Genomic DNA, 14,715 nt, shown 5'->3' with positions numbered 1-14,715 from the left:
ATAAGAAATGTATGTCTTTATGCAAATAATTATTCTTTCACTAGCTCAGTAATTCAAATGCAAAGATGTGAATCTTTCGCGTGCTATTAGATTCATCTTTATTCATCAAAAACGTCTTGACACTGTCAGCGTATGATAGAGTTGTTATCAGCTTAAAAACCCATTAAAGACCGGACCAGTTTTAATTTTAATATAATCTCATCGAGAGTCGTGCGAGGTTAATGACACGCGCACACTTTTCTCTTAGAATGTGCGCCTTTTTTAAGGTAGTGCAGCCGTCAGCACTGCTTGTTGCGCGCCGCTATGAGGTACACCATGAGCAATCATAAAGACATCATCTTTTCTGCCCCAATCGATAAGATTGGTGATTTCACCTTTGATGAACGTGTTGCTGAAGTCTTCCCTGATATGATCCAACGCTCAGTGCCGGGATACAGCAATATTATTTCGGCCATTGGCATGTTAGCTGAGCGCTTTGTTAAACCACACTCTACCATTTACGATTTGGGTTGCTCTTTAGGCGCGGCTACGCTTTCGATGCGTCGTCATATTCGCCAAGAAGGTTGTAAAATTGTGGCGGTTGATAACTCGTCCGCCATGGTTGAACGATGCAAGCTGCACATTAACGCCTATCGTTCGGATACGCCTGTCGAGGTGATTGAGGCCGACATTCGTGAGATTGAAATTCGTGATGCCTCTGTGGTGGTGCTCAATTTTACGCTGCAATTTCTATCGCCAGAAGATAGGCTCGCACTGCTTGAAAAAATCTACGTGGGTCTTCGCCCCGGTGGCATACTAATTTTATCTGAAAAGTACATTTTTGAAGATGAAACGGCGCATGAGCTGCTAATTGATCTCCACCATGATTTCAAGCGAGCCAATGGCTACAGCGAATTAGAGATCAGTCAAAAACGCAGTGCGATTGAAAATGTGATGTGCCCAGATTCCATCACAACACATAAAGCTCGCTTTAAACAAATTGGCTTTTCAAGCTATGAAATGTGGTTCCAGTGTTTCAACTTTGGTTCAATGTTCGCCATTAAATAATAGAATGCCGTTTTGGCTTTTTTCCCTAGAAGGGCCAAAACCTGATTTGCCATTTGTCTAGGGTCTTTTTACCTAATCTAGGAATACGCTTTGCATGTTTAACTTTGCCAATTTTTATCAACTGATCGCTCAAGATACCCGTCTCCAACCTTGGCTAAACGTTTTGCCACAACAGTTGACGGACTGGCAAAATGCAGAGCATGGCGACTTTGACCGCTGGGTTCGTGCGTTAAATAAAATCCCCTCGGGTACACCTGATCTGATTGAGCTCAAACAGTCAGTCACTCTCTCAAATAGCACACCGCTGGCGTTAGGCGAACAGAAGAAACTAGAAAGTTTGCTTAAAACTTTTCATCCTTGGCGCAAAGGGCCCTATCACTTACACGGTATCCATATCGACACTGAATGGCGATCCGATTGGAAATGGGACCGCGTATTGCCCCACATTTCACCGCTGAAAGACCGTTCCGTGCTGGATGTTGGCTGTGGTAATGGTTATCACATGTGGCGTATGCTTGGCGAAGGTGCTCGCCTGTGTGTGGGTATCGACCCTTCGCACCTGTTTTTAGTGCAGTTTGAAGCGGTGCGTAAACTATTGGGTGATGACCAACGTGCTCATCTTCTGCCACTAGGCATTGAACAATTACCTGAATTGAACGCCTTTGACACCGTATTTAGCATGGGTGTCCTATACCATCGCCGCTCACCGCTAGATCATCTGATCCAATTGAAAAATCAGTTGGTCACAGGGGGCGAATTGATTCTTGAGACGCTGGTTATTGAAGGCGACGAAAATGCGGTGTTGGTCCCTGTCGACCGCTACGCACAAATGCGTAACGTCTACTTTTTCCCTTCCGCAAAAGCGCTCAAAGTGTGGCTTGAAAAATGTGGTTTTGGTGACGTGCGTATCGTTGATGAGAGTGTCACCTCTGTTGGTGAACAACGTACCACACAATGGATGACGCACAATTCGTTACCTGACTATCTTGACCCAAACGACCCAAGCAAAACCTTAGAAGGTTATCCGGCACCAAGACGCGCTATTTTGGTGGCAAAAAAACTATAATTGACACAGTTTTAACGCTTGATTCTGCGTATAATATTACCCTTATCGGAGGATGCTACACGCATCCTTTTTTATCAGCTAAACTTCGGTTTATCAGTAGTTATCCATCACAAATACATAAGGTCGCAAATGTTTAAGTCAATAGCATCCGTTGTTGCAATTGCTTTACTGTCAGGCTGCACCCTAACAAATGGTGAACAATACCACCAAGCTACCCTAGCAGCGATTCAGACTTCGGAATCGAACCTCAACAATACAATGACCAATCTGGAACTTCAGTTGAGTAACCAGAATGATTACATTGAAAACCTTGAAAATCAGATGTTAAAGCTCGATCAAAAACTCTCTAAACTCAAGGTGATTGCCGCTAACGCCCAAAAGTCACATACAGAAGCAACAACCGGCGATGACCTTATCGTTCCGGCTGCGACTCCATCGATGCCAAGATCTCGTTATGACGTTATTTTAGGTGAAGTTGAAAAGGTAACGATTGATTCGATCAAACAAACATTTGACGCGCGTGTTGACACAGGAGCCGCGACTTCTTCACTTAATGCCATTGATATTGAAGAATTTGAGCGTAACGGAAAGAACTGGGTGCGTTTCCACCTTTCCGATGGTGAGAAAGCAACAGATGAAACGAACTGGATAGAATCCCCTATTATTCGCTACGTTAAAATTCGCCAATCGACCAATGAAGAAATGGAACGCAGAGCCGTTGTTGAGCTGTGGGTAAAATTAGGCAGTATTCACGAAAAAGCACAGTTCACCTTGGCTGATCGCTCTCAAATGAGCCATCCTATCCTCTTAGGACGCGAATTTATTCGTGATATCGCCCTAGTCGATGTCAGTCGCAAATACATCCACACCGAAACCAAATAACAGCAAGGATATTTATGACGTCACGAGTTCCATTTTATCTATCAGTCTTGTTACTGATAGCGGCTGGCATTACATTGAGTGTAGTTCGCCACCAAACTTATGGGGTGCCATGGACACCCGGGGAAACTCGCCAAATTTGGGATATTGAAGCACGTGTTGAATTCAATGCGTTAGGCAAAGAAGCCAAAGTCTCTTTAGCTGCGCCTCATACTCAAGATGGATATACTTTGATCAATGAATCGTCATCATCACCAGGTTATGGCGTAGCTTACGTGACTACTGACACGGGCAAACGTGTTGAGTGGTCAATCCGCAAAGCAACTGGCCCACAAACGATTTACTACAAAAGCCAATTTTTAGTCGATCCTCAAGCGAAAGCGGACCCTATCCCCCCGATGGGTGATGTGGTTAAGCCAACCTTTGATGGCCCAGAAGAAGCAGCGGCTATCGCATTAATTGAACGAGCGAATCAACGCTCGGCGGATAACATTACTTTTACCCGCGAACTGATTAAAAATCTCAATGACGCCGATAGCCAAAACGCCTCTTTGCTGCTTAATAAAATGAGCAAAGTGGACGCCACACAAAAACTGCTGTCATACTCTCAAATTCCCAATAAAGTCGTTGGTGTTATTCAGCTCGAAGATGGTCGCCGCCGTCAAACGATTCAACACATGAACGAAATATGGAATGGCGATCAGTGGGTACTTTTTAACCCTGAAACGGGTACGCAGCCCAACCACCCTAACCTACTGGTTTGGGATGAATCCAACGTTTCACTGCTGGATGTCACGGGTGGGCAAAACAGCCAAGTTCACTTCACTATGCTGTCTCAAGATGTTTCACCTCAAACGGCAACCAATAATAAAATTGAGGCCGACAAACTCTTAAACTTCTCTATTCACAGTTTGCCGCTTGAAGAGCAAGCGATGTTCAAGACCATCATGTTGATTCCTATCGGCGCATTAATTGTGGTGTTCTTGCGGGTGATTATTGGGCTAAAGACCTCTGGTACTTTCATGCCGGTACTGATCGCCGTGGCGTTTGTTCAAACTCAATTACTGACAGGTATCGTGGGCTTTCTGCTTATCGTCGGAACAGGTTTGATCATTCGTAGCTATTTATCGAAATTGAACCTGCTACTGGTAGCACGGATATCGGCGGTCATCATTGCGGTAATACTCATCATATCTGTCTTTACCGTCGTTGCCTTTAAGATCGGGCTGACCGAAGGGTTATCCATTACCTTCTTCCCGATGATCATTCTCTCTTGGACCATCGAACGTATGTCGATTCTGTGGGAAGAAGAAGGAGCAAAAGAGGTGATTTTACAAGGTGGCGGCTCGCTCTTTACTTCCATCTTAATCTACTTAGCAATGACTAACTCTTATGTCCAACACCTAACCTTTAATTTTATTGGCTTACAGCTGATCGTATTAGCTGCCATTCTGCTATTGGGAACCTATACTGGATACCGTTTAACTGAACTTCGCCGTTTTAAACCGTTAGCCGAGGAGTAAAGATGTTTTCATTATCCGAATACACTTCTCCATTTAAGCTACGCCGTAAAGGCATTATGGGCATGAACAAGCGCAACCATAGCTACATTGGGCGCTATAACGATCGCTCAAAATACCCATTGGTTGATGATAAGTTACAAACTAAATTGATTGCGCAGCGTGCGGGTTGTACTGTGCCAAAACTGATTGGTGTGATCAGTAATCAAGCGGATGTGAAGTCGATCCATGCCATGGTTAAAGAGTGGCCGGGCTTTGTGATAAAACCTGCACGCGGAAGCGGTGGTAAAGGAATTTTAGTGATTATGTCGCACAAGGATGGTGTGTACACTAAACCTTCTGGTGCGACCATCAACCAGCAAGATGTTGAGCGCCACATCAGTAATGCCTTGGCCGGACTATTTTCACTAGGCGGTAAAAATGATGTTGCTGTGGTTGAAAACCTAATTAAGTTTGACGATTGTTTCGAAGGCTTTAGCTATGAAGGTGTGCCTGATGTACGCATTATTGTCTTCAAAGGTTACCCCGTCATGGCGATGATGCGCCTTTCGACTTCGGCTTCTGATGGTAAAGCCAACTTACACCAAGGCGCTGTTGGCGTAGGTCTTGATATTGCGACAGGAAAAGCAGTACGAGCCGTGCAGTTTAATTTACCCATCACTGAGCACCCAGATACTGGAAAAGAGCTCTCAACGCTGCAAGTACCACATTGGAAAAAGCTACTCACCTTAGCCTCTAGCGCTTGGGAAATGACTGGCCTTGGTTATATGGGAACCGACATGGTGTTGGATAAAGAAGAAGGCCCGATGGTACTTGAGCTTAACGCTCGCCCAGGGCTTGCTATCCAGATAGCCAATGGCGCAGGGCTGCTGCCACGTTTGCAGCATATCGAAAGTTTAGGTACGCAACTTATCTATCCCAGCCCCGAAGAACGCGTGGCTTATGCCGCAAAGCAATTCGGTTCAGGTGAGGTAAGCGAGTAACTCTCACCAAACTTAATCACTAAAAAGCCCAATCTCTATCAGGAGTATTGGGCTTTTTTATTAGCGATGGAGGCGATGCTTACAGCATTTCGGCCATCTGCTGTGCTTCTGATTTTGGTTTTTCAGTTTGACCAAAACCTCGCAGACCGACCACATGAACGTGTTCGTGATCTTTAAACACTTTGCGCACTAATTTATAGGTCGTGCCTTTCTCAGGGCTAATGTTCTCTGGCGCAGCAATTAAAAGTTGCATATCCAGACGCTCGCACAGTTCAAACAAGGTTGAAATGGATTTGGCATCCAAACGCGCCGCTTCATCTAAAAACAGTAAACGACATGGGACGATGTCTTTACTGCGTAGACGACGAGATTCCTCTTCCCAACTTTGAATTACCATCAATAAAATAGACTGCCCAGTACCAATCGCTTCACCAGTCGATAACGCGCCCGATTCTGCTTGCAACCAGCCATCGGATCCGCGATTTACTTCAACACTCAGCTCTAAGTAGTTGCGGTAATCCAATAGCTCTTCACCCAATACTTGCGGTGAACGTTGCCCCATATCGATATGCGGGTTAACACGCTGGAACAATTTCGCCATCGCTTCGGAGAAGGTATAACGAGTACTCTCAAACAGATCTTTATGCTGACTCTGTTTTTCAGATAATCCCGCGAGTAGGATTTCATGGCTCTCGCGTACTTTCACGTTAAGGCGAACGCCTTTCACCTGACCAAAGTTAATGTTAGACAAACCTTGGTTGAGCATCCGAATACGATTTTGCTCACGTTGAATGGTTTTTTTGATGATGCTGGCCACCGATTCAGAGCTGATCGCTAAACGGTTTTCACGTTGAGTCAACTCTTCAGTTAGACGCGCAAGCTCCACTTCCATCTCTTCAATAGCTTCAACAGGATCATCAGTGCGAATGATGTCTTGGCGAATACGCTCACGCAGATGTTGATACACGGCGATGTAGAACAAGACTTTGCGTTCTGGATGTGCGTTATCTTCCGACAAACGCAGTGCATCGCGTAGGTCGTCATTGCTTGCGACGGCTAAACGCAGCGCGCCCAACGATTTATCCGACATGGAACGCAGTTCATCGGCCGATAGATATGCTAGCTCACGTTTATGCAAGCGGCGCTCAACATCGTGATCACGCGCCAAACGTAATACAGAGCACCACCCTGCTTTTGCATTCACCACAAATGTGCGCAGATCTTGATAATCTTTCTGCACCTTTTTCAACCGTTTAACTAATGCTTTCATTTCAAGATCAGTTGCGGTTAGTGTACGTTCATACTCGCTCTTACGGGTACGTGAGGCATGCAGACGCTGTTGCAATTCATCACGACGACGTTCAGCACGCTCTTGTGCACCTTCATCGGCATGCACACCAAACTCTTGTAGCTCCTGCTTGAACTCTTGAACCGTTTCCAACTTAGCTTGATGCGAGCTTTTTAAGGCCGCTAACACTTGGTTATATTGGTTCATTTGGCTTTGAGCCTGTTTGAGCTCATCACGAGTACAGGTACGGGCGCTTTCTGCCTCAACCAATTTGTTTTTGAGCTGCTCACTTAGCTCGCTGCTTTTACTGAGCAGAGCAACCGAATCGGAATAGCTAAAATAGTGGCGGCGTTCAATCACATCTGAAAGTGCAAAGATCTGCACTTTCAATGTCTGAAGAGCTTGATCCGCTTGCTGATATTGTGCAGTGAGTGCATCAAATTGCTGCGGGTCAACCTCAAGCGCTGAAGCAAGCTGCTCTAACTCCGCGATGGCTTTACCGTGCGAGCTTAAAAACGCTTTCGCTTCCGCCAGTTGATTAATGTTCAGCTCAGATTCATCGAAACGTGCTTGCAATGCCTCATCTTCAATGAGCAGCATGTTAGGAGCCAGCTTATCGAGCATCGTTAACGCGTGTTTGCTCAGCTGTAACTGGTTGCGCTGCTGCTGTTCTTTTGCGTCCAATTCAGCCAATACACGGACCAGTTGATTGCGTTGCTCACGTGCAGCTTGCAACGCTTGTTCTGGATCGGCTTCAAAAGCAACTTGGATGTATGAAGCAACAAATTGGTTAAAGCTGTGGTATAGACGTTGCAGTTTTTGTGAATCAAATGCCGCTTTTGCGTGCTCTTCCACCACTTCTTCGCGCTCGTTACGCAGTAACTCTAAACGTTGTTCGCGCGCAGCTCGGCCAAAGAGTGGGATCTCAGGTAAACGAGAATAACGCATTTGGCGGTTATTGAGCTGTACACATACTGCTCCTTCCAATTCGTCAGCATTGAACGAGCTGTCATCAAAGGCATCGACATCCCCTTCAATGATGTACAGATCTTCTGGGCAGTCATCAAGCTCGACCAGCTTCTCTTTGATGCCAGATAAATCCGAAACTACAATCGCATGGCGAGCTGGGCCGTACATGGCACTGAAATAAGGTGCATCGTCAATCGTGATGTCATCGTAAATTTCAGACAGTAAAACGCCGCCTAAGCTATCCGCTAATCCTTTCAAGCGAGGATCATTTGAACCACCAGGAGACGCCAAGCGCTCGATTTCATTTTCAAGCTGCGCGCGACGTTCTGCCAGTTTATCTTTAGCGATTGATTGTGCTTTTTCTTGCTCAAGCACTTGTTGCATCTGCGCCATCACAGCTTGGCTATTTTCTAATGTTGCACCACTTTGTTCGCGTAAGGTATGCAATGCATCGTTGGCAGCAATCCAAGTAGGAGCGATCGATTCCAGTCGTTGAATTTCAGCCTGTTTATCTTGCTCGGTACGGCGCTGCTCACTGCGCTGTTCACGCAGCGCTTCTTGTTCATATTCCAGCGATTCAATCAGAGCGGCGTGGCGCTCGCGCTCTTGCTCTAGTGCTAGCTCATCGTGCAAGTCAATATGGTGTTGCTTTTGGTATTCAGCCACGGACTGACGCGCCACTTGCTGCTGATTTAAGCGACGTTCCAGATCTCGCTGCTGCGCATACCACTGTGCTTCATTTTGGCTAATTTGCTGGGCGTTACGCGCTTGCTGCATGATGGCTTTTGCATGCTGAGCGGCATCGTGACGAGGCACCTCACCCACTACACTACGCACCAGTTGCAGTGCCTGCTCAAACTGTTCGACTGCGGCCGAAGACATGTCCAATTTATGCTTTAACGCTAATAAGGTGGTAGTGTTAGCGTCTTGCTGATGCTTGAGATCAGAAACCTGCGCTTGGGCACGCTCTGGTGATAACTGATCATCATTTAGCAACTGTTTGGCTTTATCGAGCGCCTGTACGGCTTGTTGATATTGCAAGGCTCGCGTTTGTTGAACATCTAATGCTTGTTGGTAATCGGCCAGTTGACTCTTTAAGCTATCGACCTCATCTTCAGAGATAATCGCTTGCTCTTCAGCCATCATGACGCGCTCTTGCGCCTCTTCCACCACCATCATCTGCTCTTCAAGGCGAATAGTGAGCTCTTGTAAATCCTCTTGATAGCGCTCAATTTTCTCTTGCTGACGCAGTGCGTTTTGCACCAGTTGCAAGTGATCAGAAGCGGCTTGGTGATCTTGCTCTAAGGTAGATTCTTGCTCTAACAGCAGTTCAAGCTCTTCTTGAACTTGATTGAGTAATCGATTTTGCTCAATCAATGTATGGCGAGAGCCGAACAACTCATTACGCAACGCGAGCGTTTGCTCTAGCTTATTGTGGCGATCGTTGGCGTGGCGCATGTAATCAGCGGCCACGTAATTTGTCGATTCGGTAATCAGGTGCTTGAAAAGATCGCGATCCGCTTGCGTGGTTTTGATCGCTTCTAACGTCATGCGGTTTTCACGTAACGCCGATTCCATATCTTGGAATGCTTTCTTCACTCCACCATTTTGTGGCAACAGATAATCACGCAACGAGCGAGTAATGGCACTGGAAATACCGCCGTATAAAGAAGCCTCAATCAAGCGATAGAATTTTGAACGGTCACTACTGTTACGCAGTTTTTTCGGCACCACGCCAAATTCAAACATCTGCGCGTGATAATCTACAATGGAGCTAAACGCTTTAAAATGCGCCCCTTCAATTTTCGTGACAATCTCTTTCACTTCATTGAGTTGACGCACGCGCGCGCGGTTGTCTGAGACGTTTTCAATCAGCACATCGGTTGGTTTGACATGGCTTGGCAAGCCTTGAATCACAAACGGTTTGATATCAACTTTTTTATCGCGCCCCGCCACCTGTTGTAGCTTAACGCCAAACAGTAAACGCTGTTTGCGTGAATTCACTACATCCAACGCGGCGTAACATGCGCCCGCTTGCAGTTTACCGTATAAGCCTTTATCGCGAGACGCTTGTGAGCTGCCCGCTTCGGTGGTGTTTCTAAAATGGAGCAAACTTTGATCTGGGATCAAGGTGGTGATAAATGCCGCCATGGTGGTCGATTTGCCCGCACCGTTACCGCCTGACAAGGTGGTAACTAATCCATCAATATCAAAAGTACGAGCAAAAAAGCCGTTCCAATTGATCATGGTTAGCGATTGATATTTACCTCTCTCAATCATGCTTCACCTTCCCATTCTGTTTGCTCGTTAACATTTTGTTCTTCAATCTCGTCTTCGTTATCCAGCAAGCTGCCTTGATTCGGCTCTTGGGCGTGGACAACCGCTTCACCATCGCGGATCAAACGCAGTTGTGCTTCACGCATGTCGTCACCAATACGCACATCGGCACCAAAACGAAATACGGCTTCGCTAATGCGGAATTTATTGGTATCACCTAAATGGATGATCATCCCCAAACGACGTAAACGACGCAGTGAGGTACGCACTTTTTCAAACAGCTTTTCTTTATCTAAGTCTGAACCGCTGGCTCGGTTGGTAACGAGCTTCATCAGTTTTTTTTCATCGGCCAGAGACAGTAGCTCTTCGTACAATTCTTGATTAGTAAAGATGCCTTCGTGCGCAAGGCGTTCAGGACTCAAATAAAGAAAACAGAGCACTTTGCCGACCAGCATATCCAACTCAGACAGCACGCTACGATTGATTAAAGCAGTAGAGCGAGGACGCAGGTAAAAAAAGCCTTCCGGCGCTTTGACTAATTCGGTGTTATAGCGTTGGTAAAACAGCGCTAAATCGGGCTCAAAATCCAATAAAAAGGTGTGATTATCCAAATCATCACTAGAAACATGACGCCCAGCTCGAAGCTGGCTATCTAGCGCAGGAAATAAAGGATTTGAAATCGCTTTAGCCAGATTTTCTGGCATGTATTCATTAATATCTGTCGATGACATTTGCTTGTACCTTTGCACCAAAATCGTTGATCGCTTGCCAGTCAGGTTGGATGGCTTGGTAATCTTGCTCTGAGTAACCAAGTCTCACCGCTTGATCAACAATGATTCGCGCTAAATCAAAATGATGTGTATGAGGATGAGTGGCTAGGTAGTCTCTCAGTACTCGTCCTAAATCAATTGGCATCCCTTGATCTTTATGACCTTTGAGCATGCTGCCGATACGCAAGGAGAGCTCATCATTAACTTGCTGGAACTCTTCGTACTCCACTTCTGGAGGCACTTGCCCCATCACCTCATCATCTCTTAACACGAGAGCTTCATCACGCAGGTCGGTTAAACGCTCAGCATCGGCATAAGTGAGATACCAAGGCGCGTCAAAATAGTCGCTGAGTGATTGACGTAAACGCTGGCTAAACGCTCGGTTTTGGTCCATATCAATGGCGGTACGAATGAATTTATGGACATGGCGGTCGTAGCCAATCCAGAGATCGATCGCCTGTTGTCCCCAACTGGTGATGCGATCAAGTTTCATCTGTAATCCAAACAGGATTTCTTCAATAAATTCGAGTTCGGCTTCGCCATAAACCAATTCTTGAATATCCAAAATTTGCGTTTGCAGCTCATCCCCCGCCGCTTGTAAAGTGTCTTGCAGTTCACGCAGCGTTGAAGAGGTTTCAGACAATAACGATTCACAGTTGTTGATCGCTTCACGCCAATCTTTATTCAGCAACTCTGCGATTTGCAGTTTGACCGATTGCTGCTGCTCGTCCATCACACGTTGGTTTAAATCTATACGATCAAAAATTTCCCCTACCGAGTATTTTAATACGCCGTAGACGTTCTTTTTCCAATGCCCTGGGGTACCACCTTTATTCGCGGCTTCAATCGCCTTGGCCATTTCATCGGCGACCATAGAAAGCTGAATTGAGAGCTTCAGCTTGGAAAACTCTCTATGGCGGACGTAGTAGTCCGTAATGCCAATAGCCAACGGTGACAAACGGTAAATGCTAACGCCATCAGTCATCTCGCTGGTGAAGCGGCTCATTAAGCGCTGTTTTACCAACTCATTGATCGCATTATTAGCACGAAACGCGGAGGCTTCACCGGTTTCTTCAAATAAGCGAGTTACGATGGCAAACGCATCGTGTAACTCACCTTCACCTAATTCTTCATCAAACCTTTCGTTACTCAATACTGCGATGGCAATAAGGAACGCCAGTCGTTCTGTCGTCAGGTTCAATGAGAAATCATGCTGCTTTACCCAACCAACCAATTCATCAATAGGTTGCTGTGCAGCGTTCTGAGTCATCTCACTCATTGTTATTCCTGCTCTATTTTCTTTTTCGCCCATACATGAATGTATCGACCTAGCGAGAGGTACGGCTCTTGTCTACATAATTGTTGTTCGAGTGCCAGTACATCTTCATATTGGTAGTCACCCATATTTTTCACATTCCCAATATAGTCACTGAATGATCGGATGCCCGATTTTCCACAAATCTCAAATCCTGATTCTTCGATCCATTGATACACTTCTTCAGGTTTTAGCCCTTGCTGAGGCTGGAGCTTAAACCGCTTGCGATGCGGCATGCCCTCCAATACATGGGGAATGTTGCCACAGACAACGTTTTTGTACACCAAGCCATGATGGTTATAGAACATGATTGATGCCATACCACCTGGCCTAACTTGCTCTAACAAATTCTGCAATGCGGGTTTTGGCTCGGCTAACCATTCCATCACCGCGTGAAACAACAACACATCCACTGGCGCACTAAGGTGCGATTGGATGGATTGCACGGGGGAATGTACCAACCGATACTGCTCAAGCAGACCATTTTTGCGGATCTCTTGTTCGGCTAGCTGGAGCATTTCCGAGGATAAATCACACAGCGTGATTTGGTGTCCAAGCTTGGCTATTTTTTGTGACATTTGTGCCAAACCGCCGCCAGCATCAAGCACTTGCAAAGGTTTTGGGTGGTTGCTCAACAAAGCGAGCAGTTGCTCAAGATCTTGCCAAACAATGACTTGACGAATTTCACCTTTGTCAGAGCCGTATATGTTTTTTGCAAATTTGTGGGCAATATCGTCGAAATTCCGGTCTTCAGTCACAGTGGCTTGAGTTATGATAGCGAATCGTGCTGCTATTCTGTCATAGGAATGGCAGGAATAAAGGGGCTTTGTTCCTTTTTATTATCAAGTGGTGTTTTTTCGGACTATTTTGTATATGTTTGAGCTGAAAAAAGTTATTTCCTCATTATTAATGCCTCTTCCGGCAATGCTAATCCTCGGTTTTGTCGGATTAATGCTCATAATGTTCACCGTCAGACGTAAGACTGGCTGTATGTTTGTCCTCTTCTCTTTAGTGGGGATATTTCTTATCTCTTTCCAACCCTTTGCAACGCGCATGTTAATGCCTTTGGAAAGACAATACTCAGTTTTTCTCCCCGTTGATGGCACCATCGATTATGTGATGGTTTTAGGTAGCGGCCACGTAGTGGATGACCAAATCCCGCCGACCTCGGAACTCAGCCGCACTGCGTTGGTACGCTTAAACGAAGGCATACGTGTCATGCGTATGTACCCCGGATCAAAGTTGATTTTATCAGGCTACTCTGGCGGGTCGGAATTTAGCCATGCGCGCATGCTAGCCGTGGTGGCACTCGCGCTTGGAGTGAATAAATCCGATATTATTTTGCTAGAAACAGCTAAAGATACTTGGGAAGAAGCACGACAAGCCGCCGCCTTTGTTCAACAGCGTAGGCTGGTTTTGGTAACGTCAGCCAGTCATATGGAAAGAGCGTTAAAAGAGTTTAATTCTGCAGGTATTGACCCAATACCTGCGCCAACCAATTTCTTAGCGCAAACGAATATTGAGCAACCTTGGGAAAAATACGCTCCTCGAGCACGTTATTTAGAACAAACCGAGCGTTACTGGTATGAAACGTTAGGGCTGCTGTGGCAAGACTTACGTGATTGGGCCTCCGGGCATGGCGATACAGAGTTAGACATCAATAGCAATTAGCAATTGTATTCAACCCAAAACGGAGCCACTTATGTGCTCCGTTTTTCTTGATAATCGCGGCTACAAAAAATCATGGGAATAAAAAGGCACGGCCCAACGCCAATTTTACACACGCGACCACTCAGCTAATCACCAGCGAACATATAACCTTCACCGTGCACAGTCACAAAGATTTGCGGATTCTTGGGATCAAACTCCATCTTCGCCCTCATGCGTCGAATCAGTACATCAATCGTTCGATCGTTAGGTGCATCCACACGATGGCTGATCATATTTAAAATACGTTCACGGCTAAGGACTTGATTCGGATATGACGACAAGGCAACTAATAGCTCATATTCCGCTTTGGTCAGTTTTACGGGCTCACCATTACGGCTCAGCGCTCGGCGCTGGATATCAAAGGTCCACTCGCTAAAGCGCACTAAATTCGCATTGTGAGATACACCGTTCTCTTCGTTCAGTTTGTTTTTTGCGGTCGAGATCCGCCACAGCAAGTTTTTCACTCTCACCAGCAACTCGCGCAATTCAAAAGGTTTCGTTACGTAATCATCGGCCCCCATTTCAAGACCAACAATCTTATCAATGCTATCCGTGCGCCCTGTCACTAATATGATGCCAATATCAGATTGGCTGCGTAGCTCACGCGTTAACATTAAACCATCTTCACCGGGTAAATTAATGTCTAGCATAATCAGATCTATCGCGCTGTTTTTCAAAGCATCTCTCATCTGAGTACCGCTTTCCGCTTGCGTTACCATATAACCTTCGCTTTGAAAGTATCCAGCTAGCTTGCTGCGAGTGACTGCATCATCTTCAACTACTAATACGTGATAGCTCATTTACACCACTTTACTCTATAGAAATGTTCAAACCTCGGCTCGAGATTCTGTACAAAGCCATTCTATTCATAAATAGTCATAATTCTAGTCG

The 14,715-nt window shown here is 45.8% G+C and carries 10 protein-coding genes and 2 pseudogenes; 7 read left to right on the top strand and 5 right to left on the bottom strand.

Translation table 11 applies throughout. The annotated features are described in order from the left end of the window. The first annotated feature begins 315 nt into the window (after window positions 1-315). The 6 genes and pseudogenes from cmoA to B9J87_RS12285 all read left to right on the top strand — a co-directional run bounded on the left by cmoA (window position 316) and on the right by B9J87_RS12285 (window position 5,495). Window positions 316-1,047, top strand: coding sequence for a carboxy-S-adenosyl-L-methionine synthase CmoA (cmoA, locus tag B9J87_RS12305; RefSeq protein WP_170900096.1), 732 nt, complete (start codon window positions 316-318; stop codon window positions 1,045-1,047). 94 nt (window positions 1,048-1,141) lie between these two features. Further along, window positions 1,142-2,113 carry a tRNA 5-methoxyuridine(34)/uridine 5-oxyacetic acid(34) synthase CmoB gene (gene cmoB / locus B9J87_RS12300; protein ID WP_013857061.1) on the top strand — a complete coding sequence of 324 codons (972 nt, stop codon included), beginning with the start codon at window positions 1,142-1,144 and terminating at the stop codon, window positions 2,111-2,113. Window positions 2,114-2,242: 129 nt separating this feature from the next. Beyond that, window positions 2,243-2,438, top strand: a pseudogene (locus B9J87_RS18040) (ATP-dependent Zn protease); the annotation flags it as partial. Window positions 2,439-2,563: 125 nt separating this feature from the next. Then, window positions 2,564-2,995 (top strand): annotated as a pseudogene (locus tag B9J87_RS18035) (ATP-dependent zinc protease family protein); the annotation flags it as partial. A gap of 14 nt (window positions 2,996-3,009) precedes the next feature. Continuing rightward, the gene (locus B9J87_RS12290) at window positions 3,010-4,515 is read left to right on the top strand and encodes an inactive transglutaminase family protein (protein WP_013857063.1); all 1,506 of its coding nucleotides are present in this window, start codon (window positions 3,010-3,012) and stop codon (window positions 4,513-4,515) included. Between the two features lie 2 nt (window positions 4,516-4,517). Next, on the top strand, window positions 4,518-5,495 hold the full coding sequence (locus B9J87_RS12285; RefSeq protein WP_019280854.1) for an alpha-L-glutamate ligase-like protein: 978 nt from the start codon (window positions 4,518-4,520) through the stop codon (window positions 5,493-5,495). Between the two features lie 79 nt (window positions 5,496-5,574). Here B9J87_RS12285 and mukB read toward each other — a convergent pair whose 3' ends face one another. Genes mukB through cmoM form a run of 4 tightly spaced genes read right to left on the bottom strand, consistent with a single transcriptional unit; the run spans window position 5,575 to window position 12,872 of the window. Then, window positions 5,575-10,032, bottom strand: coding sequence for a chromosome partition protein MukB (gene mukB / locus B9J87_RS12280; protein WP_094150992.1), 4,458 nt, complete (start codon window positions 10,030-10,032; stop codon window positions 5,575-5,577). Then, window positions 10,029-10,760, bottom strand: coding sequence for a chromosome partition protein MukE (gene mukE, locus B9J87_RS12275; RefSeq protein WP_017044662.1), 732 nt, complete (start codon window positions 10,758-10,760; stop codon window positions 10,029-10,031). Before mukE ends, mukB begins: the two co-directional genes overlap by 4 nt. Continuing rightward, window positions 10,741-12,078 (bottom strand): chromosome partition protein MukF, encoded by a 1,338-nt coding sequence (gene mukF, locus B9J87_RS12270; protein ID WP_017044661.1) that lies wholly within the window; start codon window positions 12,076-12,078, stop codon window positions 10,741-10,743. The genes mukE and mukF overlap by 20 nt, the downstream gene beginning before the upstream one ends. A 2-nt stretch (window positions 12,079-12,080) precedes the next feature. Further along, on the bottom strand, window positions 12,081-12,872 hold the full coding sequence (gene cmoM, locus B9J87_RS12265) for a tRNA uridine 5-oxyacetic acid(34) methyltransferase CmoM (protein ID WP_017044660.1): 792 nt from the start codon (window positions 12,870-12,872) through the stop codon (window positions 12,081-12,083). An 88-nt stretch (window positions 12,873-12,960) separates the two neighbouring features. Between cmoM and elyC the strand changes: the two genes are divergently transcribed. Then, the gene (gene elyC, locus B9J87_RS12260) at window positions 12,961-13,785 is read left to right on the top strand and encodes an envelope biogenesis factor ElyC (protein ID WP_094150991.1); all 825 of its coding nucleotides are present in this window, start codon (window positions 12,961-12,963) and stop codon (window positions 13,783-13,785) included. 125 nt (window positions 13,786-13,910) lie between these two features. Here the strand turns inward: elyC and torR are convergent, their stop codons facing one another. Further along, entirely contained in the window at window positions 13,911-14,624 is a 714-nt protein-coding gene (gene torR, locus B9J87_RS12255) for a two-component system response regulator TorR (protein ID WP_094150990.1), read from the bottom strand. Window positions 14,625-14,715 lie beyond the last annotated feature (91 nt).

Origin of the sequence: Vibrio sp. V19_P1S1T109 (assembly GCF_002241375.1) — a bacterium.
Taxonomy (GTDB): Bacteria; Pseudomonadota; Gammaproteobacteria; order Enterobacterales; family Vibrionaceae; genus Vibrio; species Vibrio anguillarum.
Note: the sequence above shows the minus strand (reverse complement) of the source record. Positions and strands in the feature narration are given on the sequence as shown.

Excerpts from the sequence above, each read along its gene's own strand:
- torR (WP_094150990.1), bottom strand. The coding sequence starts at position 14,624 with ATGAGCTATCACGTATTAGTAGTTGAAGATGATGCAGTCACTCGCAGC.
- mukF (WP_017044661.1), bottom strand. The coding sequence starts at position 12,078 with ATGAGTGAGATGACTCAGAACGCTGCACAGCAACCTATTGATGAATTG.
- B9J87_RS12290 (WP_013857063.1), top strand. The coding sequence starts at position 3,010 with ATGACGTCACGAGTTCCATTTTATCTATCAGTCTTGTTACTGATAGCG.
- cmoA (WP_170900096.1), top strand. The coding sequence starts at position 316 with ATGAGCAATCATAAAGACATCATCTTTTCTGCCCCAATCGATAAGATT.
- cmoB (WP_013857061.1), top strand. The coding sequence starts at position 1,142 with ATGTTTAACTTTGCCAATTTTTATCAACTGATCGCTCAAGATACCCGT.
- mukE (WP_017044662.1), bottom strand. The coding sequence starts at position 10,760 with ATGTCATCGACAGATATTAATGAATACATGCCAGAAAATCTGGCTAAA.
- mukB (WP_094150992.1), bottom strand. The coding sequence starts at position 10,032 with ATGATTGAGAGAGGTAAATATCAATCGCTAACCATGATCAATTGGAAC.
- B9J87_RS12285 (WP_019280854.1), top strand. The coding sequence starts at position 4,518 with ATGTTTTCATTATCCGAATACACTTCTCCATTTAAGCTACGCCGTAAA.